Annotated in this window: 22 protein-coding genes; 10 read left to right on the forward strand and 12 right to left on the reverse strand. The window is 58.1% G+C overall.

Features of this window, described 5'->3' with window-relative positions:
• Positions 1-19 precede the first annotated feature (19 nt).
• Positions 20-1,285 carry a beta-ketoacyl-[acyl-carrier-protein] synthase family protein gene (locus tag M017_RS0113300; protein ID WP_035957796.1) on the forward strand — a complete coding sequence of 422 codons (1,266 nt, stop codon included), beginning with the start codon at positions 20-22 and terminating at the stop codon, positions 1,283-1,285.
• Here the strand turns inward: M017_RS0113300 and M017_RS0113305 are convergent.
• The 3 genes from M017_RS0113305 to M017_RS0113315 are packed head-to-tail and all read right to left on the reverse strand — an operon-like array spanning position 1,282 to position 4,454.
• Positions 1,282-2,145: a CpsD/CapB family tyrosine-protein kinase gene (locus M017_RS0113305; RefSeq protein ID WP_155121398.1), complete on the reverse strand. Its 864-nt coding sequence runs from the start codon at positions 2,143-2,145 to the stop codon at positions 1,282-1,284. The two genes, M017_RS0113300 and M017_RS0113305, sit on opposite strands and share 4 nt — an antisense overlap.
• A gap of 36 nt (positions 2,146-2,181) precedes the next feature.
• Complete coding sequence (locus M017_RS0113310) at positions 2,182-3,849, reverse strand: GumC family protein (RefSeq protein ID WP_031498516.1); 1,668 nt, start codon at positions 3,847-3,849, stop codon at positions 2,182-2,184.
• Between the two features lie 26 nt (positions 3,850-3,875).
• The gene (locus tag M017_RS0113315) at positions 3,876-4,454 is read right to left on the reverse strand and encodes a polysaccharide biosynthesis/export family protein (RefSeq protein ID WP_162179917.1); all 579 of its coding nucleotides are present in this window, start codon (positions 4,452-4,454) and stop codon (positions 3,876-3,878) included.
• Positions 4,455-4,682: 228 nt separating this feature from the next.
• On the opposite strand from M017_RS0113315, the gene M017_RS0113320 reads away from it, so the two are divergent.
• Entirely contained in the window at positions 4,683-5,093 is a 411-nt protein-coding gene (locus tag M017_RS0113320; RefSeq protein WP_031498518.1) for an EVE domain-containing protein, read from the forward strand.
• Here M017_RS0113320 and M017_RS0113325 read toward each other — a convergent pair.
• Positions 5,083-5,697 carry a Maf family protein gene (locus M017_RS0113325; RefSeq protein ID WP_051670030.1) on the reverse strand — a complete coding sequence of 205 codons (615 nt, stop codon included), beginning with the start codon at positions 5,695-5,697 and terminating at the stop codon, positions 5,083-5,085. The two genes, M017_RS0113320 and M017_RS0113325, sit on opposite strands and share 11 nt — an antisense overlap.
• Before the next feature lie 49 nt (positions 5,698-5,746).
• Here M017_RS0113325 and M017_RS0113330 point away from each other — a divergent pair, with 49 nt between their 5' ends.
• From M017_RS0113330 to gatA, 4 genes are read left to right on the forward strand one after another with little or no spacing between them, the layout of a single operon-like run.
• The gene (locus M017_RS0113330; protein WP_162179918.1) at positions 5,747-6,778 is read left to right on the forward strand and encodes a trypsin-like serine protease; all 1,032 of its coding nucleotides are present in this window, start codon (positions 5,747-5,749) and stop codon (positions 6,776-6,778) included.
• A gap of 3 nt (positions 6,779-6,781) precedes the next feature.
• Positions 6,782-7,198, forward strand: coding sequence for a DciA family protein (locus M017_RS0113335; protein WP_155121399.1), 417 nt, complete (start codon positions 6,782-6,784; stop codon positions 7,196-7,198).
• Positions 7,199-7,240: 42 nt separating this feature from the next.
• Positions 7,241-7,546 carry an Asp-tRNA(Asn)/Glu-tRNA(Gln) amidotransferase subunit GatC gene (gene gatC, locus M017_RS0113340; RefSeq protein ID WP_031498524.1) on the forward strand — a complete coding sequence of 102 codons (306 nt, stop codon included), beginning with the start codon at positions 7,241-7,243 and terminating at the stop codon, positions 7,544-7,546.
• A gap of 12 nt (positions 7,547-7,558) precedes the next feature.
• Positions 7,559-8,998, forward strand: coding sequence for an Asp-tRNA(Asn)/Glu-tRNA(Gln) amidotransferase subunit GatA (gene gatA / locus M017_RS0113345; RefSeq protein WP_031498526.1), 1,440 nt, complete (start codon positions 7,559-7,561; stop codon positions 8,996-8,998).
• Positions 8,999-9,007: 9 nt separating this feature from the next.
• Here the strand turns inward: gatA and M017_RS0113350 are convergent, their stop codons facing one another.
• On the reverse strand, positions 9,008-9,961 hold the full coding sequence (locus tag M017_RS0113350) for a Gfo/Idh/MocA family protein (RefSeq protein WP_031498527.1): 954 nt from the start codon (positions 9,959-9,961) through the stop codon (positions 9,008-9,010).
• Positions 9,962-9,984: 23 nt separating this feature from the next.
• On the opposite strand from M017_RS0113350, the gene recG reads away from it, so the two are divergent.
• Both recG and rsmD read left to right on the forward strand, forming a co-directional pair.
• The gene (gene recG, locus M017_RS0113355) at positions 9,985-12,087 is read left to right on the forward strand and encodes an ATP-dependent DNA helicase RecG (protein ID WP_035958332.1); all 2,103 of its coding nucleotides are present in this window, start codon (positions 9,985-9,987) and stop codon (positions 12,085-12,087) included.
• 6 nt (positions 12,088-12,093) lie between these two features.
• Positions 12,094-12,642 (forward strand): 16S rRNA (guanine(966)-N(2))-methyltransferase RsmD, encoded by a 549-nt coding sequence (gene rsmD / locus M017_RS0113360; RefSeq protein WP_031498529.1) that lies wholly within the window; start codon positions 12,094-12,096, stop codon positions 12,640-12,642.
• Here the strand turns inward: rsmD and M017_RS0113365 are convergent.
• The gene (locus tag M017_RS0113365) at positions 12,606-13,196 is read right to left on the reverse strand and encodes a DUF4352 domain-containing protein (RefSeq protein ID WP_031498530.1); all 591 of its coding nucleotides are present in this window, start codon (positions 13,194-13,196) and stop codon (positions 12,606-12,608) included. The genes rsmD and M017_RS0113365 overlap by 37 nt on opposite strands.
• Before the next feature lie 157 nt (positions 13,197-13,353).
• Here M017_RS0113365 and M017_RS0113370 point away from each other — a divergent pair, with 157 nt between their 5' ends.
• Positions 13,354-13,914: a class I SAM-dependent methyltransferase gene (locus M017_RS0113370; protein WP_238325884.1), complete on the forward strand. Its 561-nt coding sequence runs from the start codon at positions 13,354-13,356 to the stop codon at positions 13,912-13,914.
• On the opposite strand, the gene M017_RS0113375 is transcribed toward M017_RS0113370, so the two are convergent.
• From M017_RS0113375 to M017_RS0113395, 5 genes are read right to left on the reverse strand one after another with little or no spacing between them, the layout of a single operon-like run.
• Entirely contained in the window at positions 13,898-15,070 is a 1,173-nt protein-coding gene (locus M017_RS0113375) for a pyridoxal phosphate-dependent aminotransferase (RefSeq protein ID WP_051670033.1), read from the reverse strand. The two genes, M017_RS0113370 and M017_RS0113375, sit on opposite strands and share 17 nt — an antisense overlap.
• Positions 15,040-16,356, reverse strand: a complete 1,317-nt coding sequence (locus M017_RS0113380; RefSeq protein WP_031498534.1) for a bifunctional metallophosphatase/5'-nucleotidase — start codon at positions 16,354-16,356, stop codon at positions 15,040-15,042. Before M017_RS0113380 ends, M017_RS0113375 begins: the two co-directional genes overlap by 31 nt.
• Positions 16,357-16,369: 13 nt before the next feature.
• Entirely contained in the window at positions 16,370-17,437 is a 1,068-nt protein-coding gene (locus M017_RS0113385) for a VWA domain-containing protein (RefSeq protein WP_031498535.1), read from the reverse strand.
• Positions 17,430-17,903, reverse strand: coding sequence for a cyclic pyranopterin monophosphate synthase MoaC (gene moaC, locus M017_RS0113390; protein ID WP_031498536.1), 474 nt, complete (start codon positions 17,901-17,903; stop codon positions 17,430-17,432). The genes M017_RS0113385 and moaC overlap by 8 nt, the downstream gene beginning before the upstream one ends.
• On the reverse strand, positions 17,900-19,090 hold the full coding sequence (locus M017_RS0113395) for a molybdopterin molybdotransferase MoeA (protein WP_031498537.1): 1,191 nt from the start codon (positions 19,088-19,090) through the stop codon (positions 17,900-17,902). The genes moaC and M017_RS0113395 overlap by 4 nt, the downstream gene beginning before the upstream one ends.
• Here M017_RS0113395 and acpS point away from each other — a divergent pair.
• Positions 19,089-19,586 (forward strand): holo-ACP synthase, encoded by a 498-nt coding sequence (acpS, locus tag M017_RS0113400; protein WP_202901652.1) that lies wholly within the window; start codon positions 19,089-19,091, stop codon positions 19,584-19,586. The genes M017_RS0113395 and acpS overlap by 2 nt on opposite strands.
• Here acpS and M017_RS0113405 read toward each other — a convergent pair.
• Positions 19,575-20,231, reverse strand: a complete 657-nt coding sequence (locus tag M017_RS0113405) for a CDP-alcohol phosphatidyltransferase family protein (RefSeq protein ID WP_051670035.1) — start codon at positions 20,229-20,231, stop codon at positions 19,575-19,577. The genes acpS and M017_RS0113405 overlap by 12 nt on opposite strands.
• Positions 20,232-20,245 lie beyond the last annotated feature (14 nt).

The raw sequence follows: 20,245 nt of genomic DNA on the forward strand, positions 1-20,245 counted from the left end.
GGAGTTCTTGGGAGCTAGCTTGGCGCAGAATCTAGGGCGGAGAGTCTTTGTGACTGGCGTGGGCGCGATCAGTCCAAACGGGATTGGGCGCGAGAAGTTCTGGCAAAATACGCGTGCTGGCGTGAGCGGCGTTCGCCGGATTTCCCGCTTCGACTGCGGGCAACAACCGGTCCAGATTGCCGGCGAAATTACCGGCTTTGACCCCTTGCAATATCTGACGGCGCGAGAGCTGGATGGCACTGGATTAGCGACTCCCTACGCCATCGCGGCCGCCGGTGAAGCGCTCGAAGATGCCGGAATCGAATGGCGTGGAATGGATCTGGACGCGCTACGCCGTGTCAGCGTTTATGTCGGCAGTGGGGGCGGCAATCAGGAGTTTACCGAACGGCAATACTCCTACTACTACAGCGGCGAGCAAAAAAAGTGCAGCGTCTATGTTGTGCCATCGAGCACACTTGGAACGCTGGCGAGCGAAATTTCCATGCAATATGGATTTCGCGGACTCAGCCATATGTTCTCAAACGGATGTACGAGCTCGACAGACGCGATCGGTTACGCTTTTCGAGCAATCAAGCATGGCGATGCTGAAGTGACCGTATGCGGCGGTGTCGATGCTCCCATCGCTCCACTGACCCTGCGCGGCTTCCAATTGCTGCGGATCATGAGCACAGCTCACAATGAGAACCCCAGCCAGGCTTCGCGGCCCTTCAGCGCTAATCGCGATGGATTCGTTCTGGCAGAGGGCGCCTGGTTCTTTGTCCTCGAAAGCGAAGAGAGTGCCCGTCGTCGCGGTGCGACGATCTATGGCGAGATCAGCGGCTATGGCGCCACCTGCGAAGCGTTTCACCGGGTACGGCTGGAGGAGGTTGGCATCGAGCCGGCGCGCGCGATGCAACTGGCGATGGAGGAGAGCCGTGTGTTGCCGGAGCAGATTCATTATCTCCACTACCACGGCACCGCGACGCAGTTGAATGACCGTGTCGAGACAACGGCTGTGAAGCTTGCCTTTGGAGACGCTGCGGCATCTCTTCCTGGCTCGAGTGTGAAGAGCATGATTGGGCATCCGCAAGGTGCCTGCGGTGCTGCCAGTCTGGCGGCGACGCTGCTGGCGATGCGGGATTCCTTTGCGCCCCCGACGATCAACCTGGAGCAAGCGGCCCCGGAATGCGATTTGGACTACATTCCCAATCAGGGCAGGGCCATGCAAATCGAAAAGGCGATGGTAAACACCATCGCCTTTGGAAGTAAAAACGCCGCGCTCGTTGTCGAAGCAGTGAAAGCCTAGTCGGGCTTTGAATAGTAGTAGCTGTGGTAGTAGGTGTATTTGGAGTAGAGCTCTCCGCGGCGGGCGCCGTTGACGATCGTTCCAAGCACATTGTTCTCGCACAGTGACTGGATGGCGCGGGTGACGGAGTCGACTGTGGTGACGCCCAGGCGCACCACCAGCACCGTTCCATCGGACATGGTGGAGAGTAGATTCGCATCCGCTGCAAACAAGAGGGGCGGGGTATCGAGCACCACCCAGTTGTAAACCTTCTGCAGATTGGACAGGAGATCTTTGACCTGCGGAAGATTCAGCAACTCAAGCGGATTGATGACCGCTTCTCCGGCTGGCAGAATGCTGAGATTGGTTCCTGCCACCTTCTTGACAATCTGTTCGATGCTTGCTTTGCCGAGCAGGTAGTCGGTGATGCCGGGAGAGCGCTCCACCTGAAACATGTTGTGCACGATTGGACGGCGGAAGTCGAAGTCGCAAAGGATGGTGTGATTGCCCGCCAAGTGGGACTCGGCGAGTGCGAGATTGACTGCGCCCATCGACTTGCCCTCTGCGGGTGAAGGGCTGGTGACCACGACTGTATGAATCGGCTGCAGTCCCTGCAAATGGTTGAGCCGTGTCCGCAAGGTGCGGAACTCCTCACTGGGGGCCTCATGGGGACGCGTTGCATCAATCAGATGGGCATCCGGTGCAGGGTTGAATGGTACTTCTTCAATGCGGTCGAGCAGGTTGATGAATGCTTCATCGAGCTGCGGACCCTTCACTTCGGCATAGCGTGGACTTGATGGAATCGCAGTTCGCGGTGCGTTCGATTGAAAGTCCGGTGTAGAGACTCCGGAGCGCCGCAAGGCGTCGTGTACTCGGCTCATAGATTTTTCCCCTCCAGTTGAATCACGTGTCGTCGCCTAGGACTTGCTCGATATGTAGAAAATGACAGAGCCCACCATGATGGCGATGCTCGCCAAGCAGGCGGTCGACCATCCTAGCCAGGCGAGGCGTCTCCGGCGCCGCACGACGAGGTCATTCTCGAGGAGCGGAATACAACCCAGGATGGTCAATTGCGTGTACGCCCGAACATCCTTCAAATTCTTCAGCGTGGAATCTTTCATCTCCCTCGCGCCGGCGAGACAGATGCCGAGAATCAAACCACCGATGGCTCCACCGAGGATGATCTGCCATCGCTTGGGTTCTGCGGGGTTCAAGGGAAGCGAAGCCTGATCGAGAATTTCGAGCTTCTCGGTCTGCTTTCTGTTTTCAAGTTCAACCGCTGCGCCTGCGCGTTGCCGCATCCGGTCGATTTCTTCAAAGTCGCGGCGGGCCAACATGGCTTGCAAGCGTAGCTGCTCGTATTCCTTCTCGCTCGAAGGCATGGTGGCGAGAGTACCCTGCAACTGGCGCGCGGCACGATCTGCATCGACAAGCGCCTTCTTGTAGGTTTCCTCTTCCATCTTTGAGGCCTCGATGCGACCCTGCAACTGCTGGATCTGCGCCTCGAGCATGCGGGCTTCCCGCGCTGTTTCGGGACGAAGGCCGGAAATAACGTTCGTACCTTTCTTGGCCTGCGCTTCAAGATCGTCCTGGGCCTTCTGTAAGCGGTCCCGTTCCTTACGCATCAACTGTAGATTGGCCACCAACGCTTTGATATCCGGGTGCGTTTCCTGGTATTGCTCGCGCAGGCTCTGTAAGCGGTTCTCGAAGTTGGCGACATCGCGTTCGAGCGTAACCAGACGCTCATTCTTCGGGATGATCGTCGTAATATTTTCGGAGGTTGGCGTCGTAATCTGGCGCAACTGATCTTTGGAGATGCTGATCTGGTTTTCGATGATCAGCCGGTCCTGATTGACACGTCCCAAGGCGGCATTGATATTCGTCATGCGGGATTCAATGCCGTTGATCGCACTAAATGTCGCGCCTTGCTGTTCGGGGGTCCGGCCCACATTGGCCGACTTGAACTTTGCCATCTGCTCTTCAATCGCATCCAGTTCCCGTTTGCGGCTGGTCCACTGATCTTCAACGAAGTCCTTCATTTGGGTGGACGAACTGGTGCGCTCACGGACGTTCTCATCAATGAACTTGGAGACGAGGTCGGCGCAGACGCGCTGTGCGGTGAAGCGATTCTCGTACTTGAACATTACGCCGAAGGCCATGGTCTTGTTCGCATTGAGACCACCGCCATTCACCACGTCCACCTTGATCGCCGAGGTGCGCATGTCTTCGATGATGTCCTCCATCGGAAGGCGGCGGCGTTCTCTCGGGTACAACTGGTAGGTGTTGATGATGTTGGTCAGATTGGCGCGGCTGAGAATGCTCTGCGTCATCTGGTTGACGCGCTGGCTCATGTCGACATTCATCGGCATCGCCAGCAGTCCCTCTGGTACCTGCGGCGGCAGGACGCGAATCTTCGCGCTCGAGATGTAGGTATCGGGCCATAGAAACGCGACGACTACGCTGATCACCAGCCCTGCGAGAATCGGGCCGAGGATCCAGGAGCGGTGACGGCGCACGACATCGATATAGTCTTCGATATCTAGACTGCGAGATTGAATGGCGAGTGGATCGTATGTCGGTTGCATGAGTCTGGTCCTTGGGTGCCTGGAGTCTAGGGAACGACGACGTGATCGCCGGGCTCAAGCGCAATATTCTGTTCTAATTTCTTGCCCTTGATGACTTCGGCGTAGTTGAATTTGATTCGTTCTTTCCCGCGCATAATCACAATTTTTTTGGCATTGCCAAACTCCCGGATGCCGCCAGCCATGGTCAGCGCTTCAAGAACGGTAATGGGGCGGATCAACGGAAACGCGCCGGTGCGGTTTACTTCTCCCGAAATGTAGTAGCGCTTGCTTTCGACGCGCTGCACTTGCAGCGTCACGAGAGGATTCTTCAACACCTTCTCATAGGCTTTTGCAATCTGCGCTTCCAGTTCTACGGGAGTCCGCTCGGCGGCGTCCAACTCGCCAACGAGCATCAGATTGATCTTGCCGTCGGGCCGGACTGTAAATAATCCAGAGAGATCAGGCTCCCGCCAGATGCGGAGCAGGAGAACATCCTCGGCTCCAATTCGATAAGATCTTGGGTCTACCGCTGCTCCGCCGGAGGTTGGAGAGACTTCTGGCTTTTCCTCCGCTGCGGGAGCTGGTTTCGTTTCGGTTTGATTCGGTGCCGTCTGACCCAAAAGCATGAGCTGCGAGCCCAAGAGTACTGTGCATAGCACGGTACGATACCATTTACAAAACACGTCTTCCCTCCACTTGACGAGCTTCGGCAATTGTTTGCCGAAAGACATATGACTCGTACGTCAGCCTCAAGTTTACAACAAGCAAAAGCCCAGAACTCTAGTACCTAGGGCCCAATCGAAATGTCTTAGATGTAGTTCGAAAGTGCGGGGATAATCGGAGATGAAGTGCCAATGAAATTTTATTTAGCAAAATCGGACCCACTTACCTATTCCTTCGATGATCTGGAGCGGGACGGAAAAACGGTCTGGGATGGCGTCAAGAATCATCAGGCCTTGCAGGCGATCCGGCTCATGAAGGATGGGGATTGCGTCGTTTGTTACCATTCCCAGGGCCAAGCTGCGATCGTCGGCTGGGGCTATGTCGAAGGGGATGCTCGTCCAGACCCCAACGATCCGAAGCTTGCCGTGTTTACCTATCGATTCGGAGGCCGTCTGGCGGCTCCGGTGACCCTGCACCAGATCAAGGCCACCGGTCTTTTTCCTGACTTTCAACTGGTGCGCAACAGTCGCCTGTCGACAATGGCCTTGCCTCCTGACTTTGTCGCCTGGCTGCGCAAGACGGCAACGAGCTTTAAGCCTTAGCGAGTACGCCTGCTGCGCCGAAAAGCGCAAAGCTGCGATGCACCGGCAGGCCCACGACATTGAAGTAGCAGCCCTCAACACGCTCGATGTAGCGCGAGGCTTGTCCCTGGATGGCGTAGGCGCCCGCCTTCCCGAAGGCCTCGCCGCTTGCGACATAGCTTGCAATCTCGGCCTCGGTCATGGGGGCAAAATGGACCCGGGTTTCTTCGACGCAGTGGAAGCGCCGCTCCCCGTACTGAAAACAAACTCCGGTGAAGACGGAATGTGCTCTTCCGGCCAGGAGCCGCAGCATTTCCTGGGCATGACGCGCATCGTCTGGTTTCTCCAGTACGATTTCATTTGTTCCGTCCAGAACCACCACGGTCGTGTCCGCCGCCAGGATTCCCTGGTGGGCTTCCGCCTTTTGGGCGGCGGCCTTCTCGATCGACAAACGGCCGACATAATCCCGTGCGGATTCCCCCTGGGCTCGGACTTCTTCGAGGTCCGAAGGACGCACAATACAATCGACGCCAGCCATGCGGAGCAGGTCCTTCCTGCGCGGTGACGCACTCGCTAAAATTAGCTCAAATCCCTTTTGAAATACGGTTCTTCCCAATGCGGACATCGTAGTCCCAATTTTAGCGGCGTCTGCTATCCTGCATCGGAGGGACAATTTGAAAGCGCACTGGAAGCGGTTGCTGGCCGTATTGTTCCTGGGTGTAATTCCAGGATTTGGCGTCATCATCAAGGACGCGGGGAATGAATCTGCTTACTATGGGATTCCCGATGCCGCGAACAATATTTTTAACGGCATCGCTGGTATCAATGGAAATTCCTGTACCGGATTTGCCATTTCACTCAATGTGGTTCTGACCGCGGCGCACTGCGTTTCCGGAGGAGGAACGCCGCAGGTCACCTTCTGGCTTCCGGATGCCAATCCGGGCGGCGTTGGTACTCAGACATTTACCCCAACTTCCGTGCTGGTGAATCCCCTCTTCAACTCTTCAAATCTTGTAAACGGGTACGACATCGCGCTGCTTCGCTTTGATGACGGCATCTTGCCGGATTCAATCCACACTTACCCGGTTTACGACTTCCCCATCACTGGGCCGACCGAGTTCGAACTCTTTGGCCGGGGCCGCTGTGGTTCGCCCTTAACGGGGAGTGTGGTTTCGGAGCCCAATGGTGCTTGCGCCGATGGGGTGGATCTGCATCGTGCCACCAATCGCTATGACCAACTCCTGGGCTCGAACATCCTGCTCTACGATTTCACACAGAGCGACACGCCTACGAACCATTTAACGAATCCTGCCGTCGATTGCCCGGCCACGAGTGCGCTCTGCTATGTCACTCATTTTGCTTACGGAGAAAAGGATTCACTCGGCGGCAAGCAGGGGATTGCCGTGTTTGGCGACAGCGGAGGGCCCTCGCTGATCAATCTCAATGGGGTCTACTACTCGGTCGGATTGCACAGCTTCATTGGCTGCGATACGGGGATGGGTTTGTTTGCCTGCGTGAATCCGCCAGATATTGATGGCTCGATTGGTCCGAACGGGACCTTTGGTGAGTATGCTGGTGATACGTATCTCTACGCGCTCTCCCATTTCATCCAGACGGGCGAGAATGTTCCAGAGCCAGGCACCTGGGCCTTGGCGATTGGTGGTTTCCTGGTTTTGGATCAGATGCGGCGCAAGAGAATTCGCTAGTTGATGGATCAAGCACTCCGGCATATCGCGAAATTGAAGAATCGATTGGTGGGCGACGAAGAACTCGTGCGCGCGGCCTGGCGTGTTGCTGTGGGCGAAAAGATCGAAGCCCATGCGCACTTCCGGGAACTGATTCGCGACCGGATGGTCATCGAAGTGGGAGACCGTGTTTGGCAGTCGCAACTGATGACCCTCGAGCGTCAGATTCTGACCAAGCTGGAAAAGCTCTTAGGCCGGCAGATTGCGCGGCAGATTGAGTATCGGATTGCGATCCCCCGGCGGATGCCGCAGTCTGCTGCCACCTCGGACACGAATGCGCAGTTCCAGTTGGAACTCACCCACCCGGAGGCCAGACGGATTAGCGATCCCGGCTTGCGGCGGATGTACTTGAAGTCGAAGAGACGCGCAATCGCGGGTTGAGTGCTGGTCAAGGTGCCGTCTCCAATGAGAAAATCTTGAGAGATGGAATTTAGCAAAGACGACGTGCGCAAAATTGCCAAGCTGGCGAACCTCGAACTGAACGACGATGAGGTGTCGCGCATGGCGCACGACATGGCCGAGGTGCTGACTCACATGGAACAACTGGCCGGGCTCGACACGAGCAATGTGGAGCCGATGGCGCAGGTTCTCTTTGAGGCCTCCCCCACGGCTTCCTTGCGCGCCGACGTTGTGCGCGACCGGACGATCCTTGGCACCGCGGACGCCCTTCGGAATTCCGCCTTGAGTGGCGCGGGACACTTCAAGGTCCCAAGAGTCATCGAACGCTAACAGGAGCGCCCCATGGAAAACATTTCTTCTCTCACGATTGCCCAGGTGCGCGATGGTTTGCGCGAAAAGAAGTTCAGCGCGACGGAGTTGGCCGGACAGGCCCTTCGTTTTGCCGAAGCTGAGAATTCAAAAACCAATGGCTACCTGACCTTCAGCCCCGAACTCGCCACGGCTACTGCCAAAGTTGTCGACGAAAAGATTGCGCGCGGCGAGGATCCAGGCCTGCTAGCCGGCGTTCCCATCGGCGTCAAGGACGTCATCTCCACCAAAGGCGTGCGCACCACCTGCGCCTCGCGGATGCTGGAGCACTACATTCCTCCCTACGATGCCACTGCGGTAGAACGCCTGAAGGCCGCTGGCGCCTTGATCATCGGTAAGGCGAACTGCGATGAATTCGCGATGGGTTCTTCTAACGAGAACTCGGCCTTTGGTCCGGTGCGCAATCCGGTGGCGCTCGATCGTGTCCCTGGTGGGTCCAGTGGTGGTTCGGCGGCGGTGGTCGCTCAAGGTACGGCGGTTGCTTCGCTGGGTTCTGATACCGGTGGTTCCATCCGCCAGCCCGCCTCGTTCTGTGGCGTGGTGGGTGTGACGCCCACCTATGGCCGGATCAGCCGCTATGGCCTGGTTGCATTTGCCAGCAGCCTCGATCACATCGGTCCTTTTGCGCGCAATGTCTCTGATGCCGCAACTGTTCTGGAAGCGATTGCCGGCCGTGACGAATTGGATGCGACCAGCGCTTTTGCTCCGGTCGACGATTACCAGACGGAGATGCGCAAGCCGGTGAAGGGCATGAAGATCGGCATCCCGAAGGAATACTTCGAAGGGCTGGCTGCGGAGACGGGCGACAAGATCCATGCCGGTCTGGACGTGCTGCGCAAGCTGGGCTGTGAGGTGAAGGAAGTGAGCTTGCCGCACACGCCTTATGCCATCAGCACCTACTACATCATCTGTACGGCTGAGGCGAGCTCCAACCTGGCCCGCTACGACGGCGTGCGCTACACGGCGCGGGCCGAGGCTTCCACTCTTGGCGAAATGTATGCGCGGACGCGGGACTCTTTCTTTGGCATGGAGTGCAAGCGCCGCATCATGCTCGGCACCTATGTGCTGAGCCATGGCTACTACGATGCATATTATCTGAAGGCGCAGAAGGTGCGCTCGCTCATTGCCGCCGACTATTCCAATGCCTTGAAGGAAGTGGATGCGCTGGTGGCGCCGGTCAGCCCCTTCCCGGCCTTCAAGCTGGGCGAGAAGATCGCTGACCCGATGCAGATGTATCTCTCGGATATTTACACGATCACGGGAGATCTGGCCGGTATCCCCTGCATGAGCGTTCCTTGTGGCGTTACTCCAGAAGGCCTGCCTGTCGGCATGCAGATCTTTGCCGGACACTTCCAGGAGAGTACGATGTTCCGCCTCGCCTACGCTTTCGAGCAGGCGGGCGGAGTTGCTTAAGCCTGGTTTTTAGAACTTCGGCTTGGTCATTTTGACTGGTTTGCCACCCTGTTCGCGGCTCTTCTGGGCCGCGTCCAGGAAGGCAAAGATTTCGATGCTTTCCGCCGGATCCACCGGAGCCTGGCCGGTCTTGAAGAACTGAACGATTTCCCTGACGAGCGGAACATAGGAATACTCAAACTTCGTGGGAGTCTGGAGGACCTTGTTGTCCTTCTGGAAGCCCACTGCGCCGAAATCGGCATAAGGACGCAGCGTCCGCACGGTTCCTACCCGGCCATCGCTCCATACGCAGCTTACTTCGTCCTGGTCCGGCGTGTAGATGCGCGTCACCGTCTCGCAGCCCCTTCCCATCACTGTAAACAGCATCTCTGCGGCGTGGATGCCGTACCAGCTCAGGTCGAGATAGTGATGTTCTTCGAGCGGTCCCGGGCCCCAGATGAGTGCGCCCTTCAACGGCTGTTGCTGCAGCGGTGCAAGGCTCTTGGCCCAGCGGAGGCTCGATGAGGTAAACCACTTCACGTTGCGCGAGCGGGCCAGGCGGGCGATCTCAACAGCATCCTCAAGACGCGAAGCGAGCGGCTTGTCGATAAAAAAGGGTTTCCCGGCGGCGATGATTGGCTTTGCTTGTTCCAGATGCGTGCGGCCGTCGACGCTCTCGAGCAGTACCACATCCACTTTGCTGAGCAGTGTCGCGATGTCAGGTACGATTTCGACATTCCAGTTCTGGGCCAACTCGTTCGCGTATTGATCGATGCGCTTTGCACTCGATTCAATGTCCTTGCTTCCGCCTTTATACGCAGCCACCACGCGCACACCGGGAACATAATCCGGGTTCTTGGGGTCATTCAAAATTTTGGTGAACGCGCCGACATGAGACGTGTCGGTGCCGATAATTCCGATACGGATCTCGGCTGCGGAAAGCAGTGTGGCGAAGAAAAGAAGAAGAGAAGCGGGAAAACGCATGCCCGGCATTGTACACTACGGCTTTGGTTCGACTCTCTGCCCCATTGCAATTCCTCAAGGGAGTAGGCCCCGCCCTCGCTGAAAAGTTGAGGGCCAAGGGGCTCGAAACCGTTGAGGATCTTTTATTCTGCCCCCCATTCCGTTATGAGGACCGGAGCCGCTTTCTGCCGCTCAAACACTTCCGGGAAGGGCAGAGCGGGGCCTTGCTTGCGATTGTCGCCTCGACGCGTACGCGCACCTGGCGCAAAGGATCGCAAGTCCTCTTTGAAGCCGAGCTTCAGGACGAGCAGGGCAATCGTCTCCAGGCGCGCTGGTACAACGCGAAGTATCTGGCGAGCGAGATTGTCCCTGGCCTCCGTCTGGCGCTCTTTGGGAAGGCGGAGTTCGACTTCCAGGGGGGCCGCGTCTTTCTTGCCCATCCCGAGTTCGAAGTGCTTCCCGAGGAGGGCGATCCGGAACTCGCGCTCCACATGGGCCGCATCGTCCCCATCTATGAATCCATCGGCAAGATCTCCACCAAGCAGATCCGGCGCTTTGTCAGCCGGGCAATGGAGGCGACCGGAGAACTGAATGATGCCTTGCCCGCTGACATCCTCACGCGCTTCCGTTTGCCGCGCATTGGCAAAGCCCTGCACGAGGTGCACGAGCCGCCGACGGAGCTGAATCTCGATGCGCTGAATAGCCGCCGCTCTCCGGGCCACATGCGCCTGATCTTTGAAGAGTTCTTTTGGTTGGAGTTTGGGCTGTTGCGCAAGCAGCGCGAGGTGAAGCGCAGTCCGGGAATCGCCTTCCAACTCACTGACAAGATCCGCGAGCGGGTGAAGCAGATGCTGCCCTTCAAGCCGACAGCGGCGCAGTTGCGGGCCTTGAAGGAGATCGCGACAGACATGTCGCAGCCTCACCCGATGAACCGCATGCTGCAAGGGGACGTGGGCAGCGGCAAGACGCTGGTGGCTGCCGAGGCTGCGGTGATTGCGGTGGAAAATGGCTACCAGGTGGCGTTGCTTGCTCCGACGGAGATCCTGGCGACGCAGCACTACTTGTCGATGCAGAAGTTCTTCCGCCGCCTCGGCTACAACGTCGCGATGATGGTGGGCTCACAAACGGCGCGCGAGAAGCAGCAGGTGAAGAAGCTGATCGCCGAGGGGCATGTGCAGATTGTGGTGGGCACGCATGCCATTCTCGAGAAGAGCGTTGAGTTCGCAAAATTAGGGCTTGCGATCATCGATGAGCAACATCGCTTTGGCGTGCTGCAGCGCCTCTTCCTGCGCCAGAAAGGCCTCGCCCCTGACGTGCTGGTGATGACGGCAACGCCGATCCCTCGCACGCTCGCATTGACCATTTACGGCGATCTGGACGTCAGTGTGATCGACGAGATGCCGCCTGGCCGCAAGCCGGTCATCACGAAGCATTCTCCGGCGACTGCGGCGAAGAGTGTCTGGGAGGCGGTTCGCAAAGAACTGGTGCAAGGCCGGCAGGCCTACATCGTCTATCCGCTCGTGGACGATTCGGAGCACTCGCCCGATCTCAAGAGCGCGCAAAAGATGTTTGAGATGCACTCCGGGAAGATCTTCTCCGGGTTCCGTGTCGCGCTCTTGCATGGCCAGTTGAGCTCCGGGGACAAGGATGCGGTGATGCAGCAGTTCAAAAATCATGAGGTGGATGTTCTGGTGGCGACAACCGTTGTCGAAGTCGGTTTGGATGTTCCCAACGCAACGGTGATGGTGATCGAGAATGCGGAGAAGTTTGGCCTCGCCCAGTTGCACCAATTGCGCGGCCGGGTGGGGCGGGGGGCGCATGCGAGCTTCTGCCACCTGGTGACGGGAAAGCTGAATGAAGTGAGTGAGCAACGGATTCGCGCGATGGTGCAAACCAGCGATGGCTTCCGGCTGGCGGAGACCGACCTTGAGATCCGCGGGCCCGGGGAATTCTTTGGCACGCGGCAGTCCGGACTCCCGCAATTGCGCTTTGCACACATCCTCAAAGACCGCGAAATCCTCGAAATGGCCCGCGAAGAGGCACGCGCCTTCATCGAACGGGAAAATGGGACAGAGGGATACCGCAATGCATTGCAGTATCTCGAACAGAATTGGCAGCGCCGTTACGGCCTGGGGCAGGTGGGTTAGAACACGATGAGAGTGATCGCGGGAGAATTCCGCAGTAGAAAATTGATGGCGCCCAAGGGCGAGGCCACGAGACCCACACCTGACCGGTTGCGGGAATCGCTCTTCAGCTCCATCGCGCCCCAACTGGAAGGCGTGCCCTTTGCCGATTTCTATGCGGGCTCAGGCGCCGTTGGTATTGAAGCACTCAGCCGGGGCGCGTCCTCGGTGACGTTTGTCGAGCACGACCGCCTCGCGCTCGAAGCGCTGCGGGCCAACTTGAAAAGTCTCGGCATCGAGAAGCGCACCAACGTGATCGCCAAGAAAGTACGGGCGGCGCTCTCCCGGCCTTTTCCGGGAATCGTTTTTGTCGATCCGCCGTATGAGGCAGAGGCCGAGTATCTCAACTGCCTCCAATATTTCGGCGAGAACCCGCCCGATTTACTTCTGATGCAGCATGACCGGCGGCTGGTGCTGCCGGAGAAATCAGGTAAGCTCGAGTTGAAGCGGCAACTCAAGCAAGCCGACAACTGGATCAGTTTTTATTTCTGCGCGGCTGGTGCAGACGGAATGCCTTGACCTGCGGCGGGGATGGGTTCGGCCGTATCGAAGTCCATCGGGATTTCAATAAATGCGAGTTGCTCCTTGCCGGTTTCGCCGCCGTCGCTCACTTCCAATTTGTAGTTCTTGGGTGTGACATCGAAAAGGATGCGTCCTTCTTCTGTCATCGTCGGACCAACTTTGCGAATGATGCCAAACCATCCGGAGAGAAATTCCGCTTCCTGCAACTCGGGAGTCTCCACTCCCTGGTTATCAACCAGCCGGAAGAGTGGGATCTCTGCTTCCTTCCCGCCGCCATTCGTAATGGAAAGGCGAATGACGAGAAATCTCTTTTCCGCCAGCCGTACTTTTCCCTGATCGCCCAATTGCGTGAAGTAAGTAGACTCAAGAACGCTATAGGTGAGCAAGCCAACGCTGGCGCGTTCGCCCATCTTAAATGTCTTGGACGCCCGCTGGATGTTGGCATCGGTCTCGAGTGCATCTTTTGCGCAGCCAAATTGCAGGACCGCAGCCACACTCGTCGCTGTCAGAAAGAATCGTCGGGAATGGAACTGTGGTTCAACTTGTGTCATCTTACTCGGTATGAGCGTAATTCACTTTGGGGGGTGTTGGCAATTGCCTAGACGACAGATTCTCGCTCCAATTCTTCTCCTTTGTGTTTTTAGCACCTCTCTTTTCGCTCAGATTCAGCATCCGAAATCGGGCAGACGCCTTGCGCAAGTCATGGGGATGGGCGGCGCGAATTGGCTCGAAAGAGATGAGCGGGAGGCCGAAGAAAATCCTAGCCGGGCGATTCAATTGCTGCAGTTGGAAAAGGGCATGGTGGTTGCCGATATCGGGGCAGGAAGCGGATATTACACGCTCCGGATTGCGCCTGTTGTGGGGCCCACGGGCAAGGTATTTGCGACCGACATTCAGCCCGAAATGTTGTCGCTTCTCAAGAAGAGAATGCGCCAGCAGAAGATCTCCAATGTGGAGCCTGTGCTTGGGAATGAAAAAGATCCCAAGCTCCCTGCCAAGAGTTGCGATGTCATTCTCATGGTGGACGTCTATCATGAGTTCTCACATCCCCAGGTGATGCTCTCGAACTTGCGAGCCGCGTTGAAAGATGACGGGCGTTTGATCCTGCTTGAATACCGCAAGGAAGATCCTTATGTTCCGATTCGCCCGGAGCACAAGATGAGCGTCAAGGAAGCAAAGCTGGAAGTGGAGGATGAGGGCTTTGTGCTGGATACGGTCAATGAAGACTTACCCTGGCAGCACATCCTGATCTTCAAGAAGACTTCATAGTGGCCAGCCCGGTCACAAGGTCCTCAGGTGGCGTCAGGAGGCTGAGAACGAGGCTGCAAGGGAAGGGAAGATCGTAGTAGAAGCCCGGCTGGACGATGATGCCTTGCTCCAAGAGCGACAGCACCAGATCCTCTTCATCCATGCTGGCCGGGCCCCGGAGAATCGCGGCCCATCCCGCCTCGACGGGCAGCAGGGCCCAAGCCGTATCCTGGACACTCGCCTGAATCGTGGCCAGATTGGCCTGGCACCGCTCCCGGATGGGCAACTGGAACTCGGCTCTCCGCTCCAGCCAGCGGACCGCCGCCTCCTGGATGGGGCTGGACACAGAAAGATAGGTGTCGGCCACCAACTCGAGGTTCTTTCGTACCGCTTCGTCCGGGGGCATCACGATCCACCCCAGCTTCATCTGCGGCAACGCGCAGATCTTCGAGAGTCCGCTGAGACAGAGCACATTGGTCACCGGCAACTGCGTCAGCGACTGGCTGGGCTGCCTGCCCCAGGCATAGTCGGCAAACACCTCATCGCAGACCACCCAGAACTGCTCGCCTGCCACTTCGCTGAGCCAGGCGGCATCCTCACTCGATAGAAAATGCCCGGTGGGATTGTTCGGGTTCACCACCACCACGGCGCGTGTCGAGGTATCGCAGGCGGCAAGCAAGCGTTCGCGATCGAGAATCCATTGGCCATGTGCTTCGTGCAGCGGATAGCTGGCTGCCACCAGGCCTTCGGCTTCCACCAGAAAGCGCAGCAGCGGGTAGGATGGCTCCGGGAGCAGGACGGTCGCTCCGGGCTCGGCGATCATCTTGAAACAGTAGCTGTAGGCCTCACTTGTGCTTGTGGTGAGCAGCACGTCCTCGGCTCGGACGCTGCTACCAAACTCTTCTGCGTAATAGCGGCTCACGGCTTCGCGCATGTGGGCGGCCCCGGTGGCGCTTGGTGCATAGCCCTCGCTGCCCAGAGCGCTCATCGAGAAGGGATCGGGGAGTGCGAGCCTGGCTTGGGTGGGATTCGAAATGGACAGATCGATCCGGGGCCGGCTTTTGGCCGCGAGTTGCTGCGCAATGCGGTTCGGCGAAGCTCGCCAGGGAAATCGATTGGAGAAGGGAGGCAGGGTGGTGCTCTCTTCTATTCCACGGTCTGCTTCGACTGGACCCATTCGATCATGGCGTCGCGGAGAAAGGGCCCTTCCAGCGGCATCAGCGAGCCGAGTTCCTTCATCTTGGAATCGGCACCCACTCGCCAGCCTTCCACCAGGAAATCAATCGTGGTGAAGCTGTAGAGCTTGGCAGGATCGATCTGCTGGTCCCCCCGGATCGAATCCGGAAGCAGCCGTCCCGGCACCCGGGCGGTCACCAGCATGTTATCGAAGGGCATGATATTCCAGACATCGCGTGCATGGATGCGGCCGGCAGGGAAAAGATCGCGTACCCCGCCGCTATTCATCAATGCGAACTGAGCCCCAGTCTTGTCGCGCATCACCTGTTGGATCCACAGGCGTGTCTCTTCCTTGTTCTTCTTCGCGGCGCTGTTCCCGATCGGCGTATCGACAACGGCCTTCACCTTGTCTTCCCACTTCTGCACGAGCTTGGCGACTTCGGGGTCCGGTTGGTAAGCTGCTGTCGTGATCGGAATCCGCTTCCACTCGGCGCTGACTACTTTGCGGGTTGCCTTGTCATAACGAAGATCCAGCCGTCCCAACTCCGAGCCATAGCTCCGGACGCGAACGCCAACCCGGTCGTCGGCGCGATACATCTGCTGCAGCCCGCCATGATCGTGGCCGGAGACGGTAATCGCATATTCCGGCAACTCCCGTACGATCTGATCGCAGCCCTCTTTCCACAGATGCACCAGCGCAATTAGAATATCGGTCTTGCCCTGCAACCGCGCCGCTTCCGCACGCAGGGCCTCAAGGGTGGGCGTCATGCGGTTTGCGCCCAGCTTGGAGGGGGGCTCCAGGCTCGGAACCAGATCCTGCATCAGTGCGCCGACGATGCCGATGCGTAGGCCGTCGCGCTCGAGAATGACGCTTGCCTGGTCGGTGAAAAGACGGCCTTCCGGCGTCAGGAAGTTTGCCGCCAATACTGGAGGTCCGGAGGCAGCCATGAAGTCGTTGATGCGCTCGTAGCCGTAGTCGAACTCATGGTTGCCCAAGGCAAAGGCATCGACTCCCAGGGGCCGTAGGACCTCAAAGACGGGTAAGCCGCGAAAGATGGTGCTAACCGGAGTGCCTTGCACGCTATCGCCAGCGCTCAGCAACACGCAACGCGGGCAATGGGTGCGCTCCTGCTTGATCGCACTGGCCAGGTAAGCTGCACCACCGACGCCCTGTGCCGAAGGCAGCAACCGGGCATGGAAATCGTTGTAATGCAGGATGGTCAGATCAACAACAGAGCTCTGCGCAAAGGCAGAGCTCAGACAGGCAAGATAAAGCAGAAAGCGCATGGCTTCCTGTATTTTAGTTGACCCGTGCCGCCATCCAATATCCGCCACGCGTCTTCACCGTCGCGTCGCCGCGCCGCACTTCCACCTCGATTGCATGCCAGCCGCCTTCCAATTTGTTGGACGGACTGTAACTCAACAGGTACTGGCTTTGCAGTTCCTCGCCTAATTTCTGTACGGCGGTCTCAAATCCGCGCAGGTTCAGGAAGGAATACTCACTGCCCCCCGTATACCGCGTATAGAGTTCCTGCGGGTTGCTGATGAAGATTGCCTTCGAGGCGGTGAAGACTTCCTGGAACAGAGGAATGATGTTGCCGAAGCTGCCGCTCATCCCGCCCATCTGCGCCTGAGTCGTTGGATTGTTCGCCATCCCTGCCGGCAGGGGCCGCGCACTCGGCGGTACGGGATCGGGCCGCGGGTAGCCGGGCTTGGCCATGATCTTGTTCATGATGCGCGACATGTTGATTGAGTAAACGAGGATGTTGTTCAGCTCCACTTCGAGCAGTGCGTCCTTCACATGTGCCGTGCTGCCGCTCTCTTGCGTCTCACTCACCAGAACGATGACGCGGCGCTGATCTTTGGGCCGTTTCTTCAGCATGCGAGCGGCATAGAGCACCGCATCGGACATCGCCCGCGTCTGGGAACCAGGGCGTAGCGTGTCGAGGGCCGCTTTGAATTTGTCGGTGTCGTTCGTAAAATCCTGTTTCAGCTCGATCCGGTGATCGTAGGTGACGATCGCCGCCTCGCCACGATCTCCAATGATCAACGGAGTGATCATCGAGCCGATTTTCTGCACGGTGGGCAGTACGGGCTCGGTGGAGGCGCTGCGCTGGATCACCAGCACGAGCGAGATCGGCACATAGGACTGGTCCAGACGCAGATCCTGGGCCTTGCCGTTATCGCGCAGGACAAAGTCCTTCACATCGAGACCATTAATGAAATTTCCATCGCGGTCTTTCACTACAGTCGGGGCGACGATATTCAGCGTTGTGACTCGGATGACATCATCCTGTGCCCAGATGGCGACACCTGCGACGGAAGCGACCACGGCAATCGCAATCCAACCTCGAAATTTCCTAATCATTTCCTGGCCTCTCATAGTCACCACTCTTCCCTCCGCTCTTGCTCAGCAAATACAGGTCCGTAATCTCAATCCCTTTGTCAAGGGCTTTGGTCATGTCGTAGATGGTCAGAGCGGCAATCGCTGCGGCGGTTAACGCTTCCATTTCGGCACCGGTCCCAGCAGTACATGCTACTGCACTAGTGACGCGTATGCCTGTGTCTTCGATACCAAATTCCAGATCTACTTTCGCCAGCGGGATCTGGTGACAGAGGGGAATCAGCTCCCAGGTCCGTTTTGCCGCGAGAATGGCGGCTACGCGGGCCACCTCGAGCGGATCTCCCTTCGGATTGTGGGGGAGCGCAGCGAGCACTGCCGCCGGCATTTTGACAAACGCATGCCCGCGCGCCGTGCGCACCGTGCTGCTCTTGCCGGAAATATCCACCATCCTGGCGCTGCCGGCTTCGTCGTAATGGCTCAGCTTGCTCATGCGGGAATCACCTCAATGCTGTCTCCAGCGGCCCATTCCTCCTGTTCGGAGTCCACCACCACCAGGCAATTGGCTCTCACCAGCGCTGGAATGTCGCCAGATCCCTGCCAGGGCAATACTTCGACACTGCGCCCTTCGTTGCTCAGTTTGCCGGGGAGAAAGCGAGTGAGTCCGGGACGATGGCGGTAGGGCGAGCGGAGCGCCGCCCGGCTCAATTGAAAATCAGGTTCCGCGACACCGCAGAGCCGGGCCAGTGCCGCCTCGGCAAAGACTCGAAAGGTCACAAGCGTAGACAATGGATTGCCAGGCAACCCGAAAAAATAGGTTCCCCTGGCCTTGCCGAATACGGTCGGTTTGCCGGGTTGGATGGCAACTTCAGTGAAGTAGAATTCGGCCCCCAACTGCGACAATGCGGATTCGACAAAGTCATAATCCCCAGCCGACACCCCGCCGCTGATCAGCAACAGATCTGCCTTCAACCCGTACTCGATCAGATCCCGGGTGACCGTCTCGTCATCGGGAGCAATCGGCAAGATCTCCGGTCTGCCGCCAAAGCGTTTGACATCGGCGGCGAGGGCCCAGGAATTGGAATTCCGCACCTCGGTCGCATTGGGTTGCCGCGCGATCTCAACCACTTCGTCACCTGTCGCGAGAATTCTCACTACGGGCTGCCGCAGGACGCTCACCTGGGTTCTGCCGACACTGGCGAGCATCGCGATGGCTCCGGCGCCAATCCGGGTCCCATGAGGCAGCACCACCTCGCCGCACTGCGCCATGCTCCCGGCGGCGCTGATCCATTCGCCTGCCACTCCGGGGCGTGAGGTTTCGACGCGATCGGCTGCCCGCGTCACATGCTCTTTCATCACAACCTGATCCGCCCCGTCTGGAATCACGGCTCCCGTCATGATGGAGACCGCCGTGCCCGCCACGAGAGTTTCTGTGGGCATCTGGCCGGCGCGAATCTCCCCAGCGACCGTCAACCTTCCGGGCAGATCGCTCGAACGTACCGCAAAGCCGTCCCGCAGACTGCGCGGTAGCGGCGGCATGTCCCGATCCGATCCGATGTCTTCTGCGCAAACCCGTCCCATCGCATCGGTGAGCCACACCGACTCGGTCGCAATCGCTCCTGGAATTGCAACGCGATCGAGCACCGCGCGCCGGGCAGCGGCAAAACTCAAAGTCCCCATGAAGCCTTCAGTCTACCGTGCCGGCATGAATGCACAATGTCTGTGCGCATGGTTGCTCCTGCGCCCTGCGAAGATAAGTACGGGGCAGTTTTCGATTGTCTCTGAAACGACTTACTTTATGATTCTCGGCATCGGCATTGATCTGGAAGAAAGCGCGCGCATCGGCGACTCGATTGAGCGGTTTGGCCCACGTTTTCTCAATCGAGTTTTTACTGCGGGCGAGATCGCGTTCTGCGAAGGGAAAGGAAATTCGATCGAGCGTTTTGCGGCTCGATTTGCAGCCAAAGAAGCAGCATTCAAGGCACTGCAAGCGTCCTGGACCACGGGCATGTCCTGGCGTGATTTCGAGATTACGGTGTCGCCGAGCGGCGCTCCGCGGATGGTGCTCCATGGCTCCGCGGCGCAACTGGCCAATAGCAGAGCGGTGGACTCCATCCACGTCTCGTTCAGTCACACCCGGACGCACGTTACGGCAATTGTTGTTTTAGAGGGATGAGTGCCCGACCGCGACGTTGGAGGCCGACGGTACGCGGGTTTGCGCGTCTTCGAGACGCTTTGCTTCCTGGTAGGTAAAAATCATGCGATGGACAACCGTCAGGTTGCCGAGAATCGCGGCGATCCACAGCACCGGAGCCATCCGATCGAAAAGTGCGCCGATGATCAACAGCACAACCCGCTCGGGCCGTTCGAGGAAGCCCACCTTACACTGCGGAATCGTATTCTCCGCGCGGGCTCTCGTATAGCTGATCATGACGCTGGCCATCATAACGATGGCAGTCAACACCACGTAAAGAGGGCGGTTGATGTTGCCGTAGTACACGAGCAGGCCAATGAGCAGGGCCAGATCGGAATAGCGATCGAGTACGCTATCGAAAAAGCCGCCAAACATCGTTACCTGGCCCGTCTGGCGCGCCACGCGCCCATCCACCATGTCAAACAGGCCGGCCCCGATAATCACGAGGCCAGCCTGCCAGAATGCTCCTAATGCCAAAAGCCATGCGGCGCCAATATTGATCACCAGCCCAATGAAGGTCAATACATTCGGATGGATCTTGGCGAGCGCCAAACCATTGACGATCTGGACGAGCAGCTTATTGCAAGTTCGTCCGACCGTTCCCGTCCATGTTGTTTTCGGTTCCAAAAAAGCTACCGCTG

This window comes from Bryobacter aggregatus MPL3, assembly GCF_000702445.1.
GTDB lineage: Bacteria > Acidobacteriota > Terriglobia > Bryobacterales > Bryobacteraceae > Bryobacter > Bryobacter aggregatus.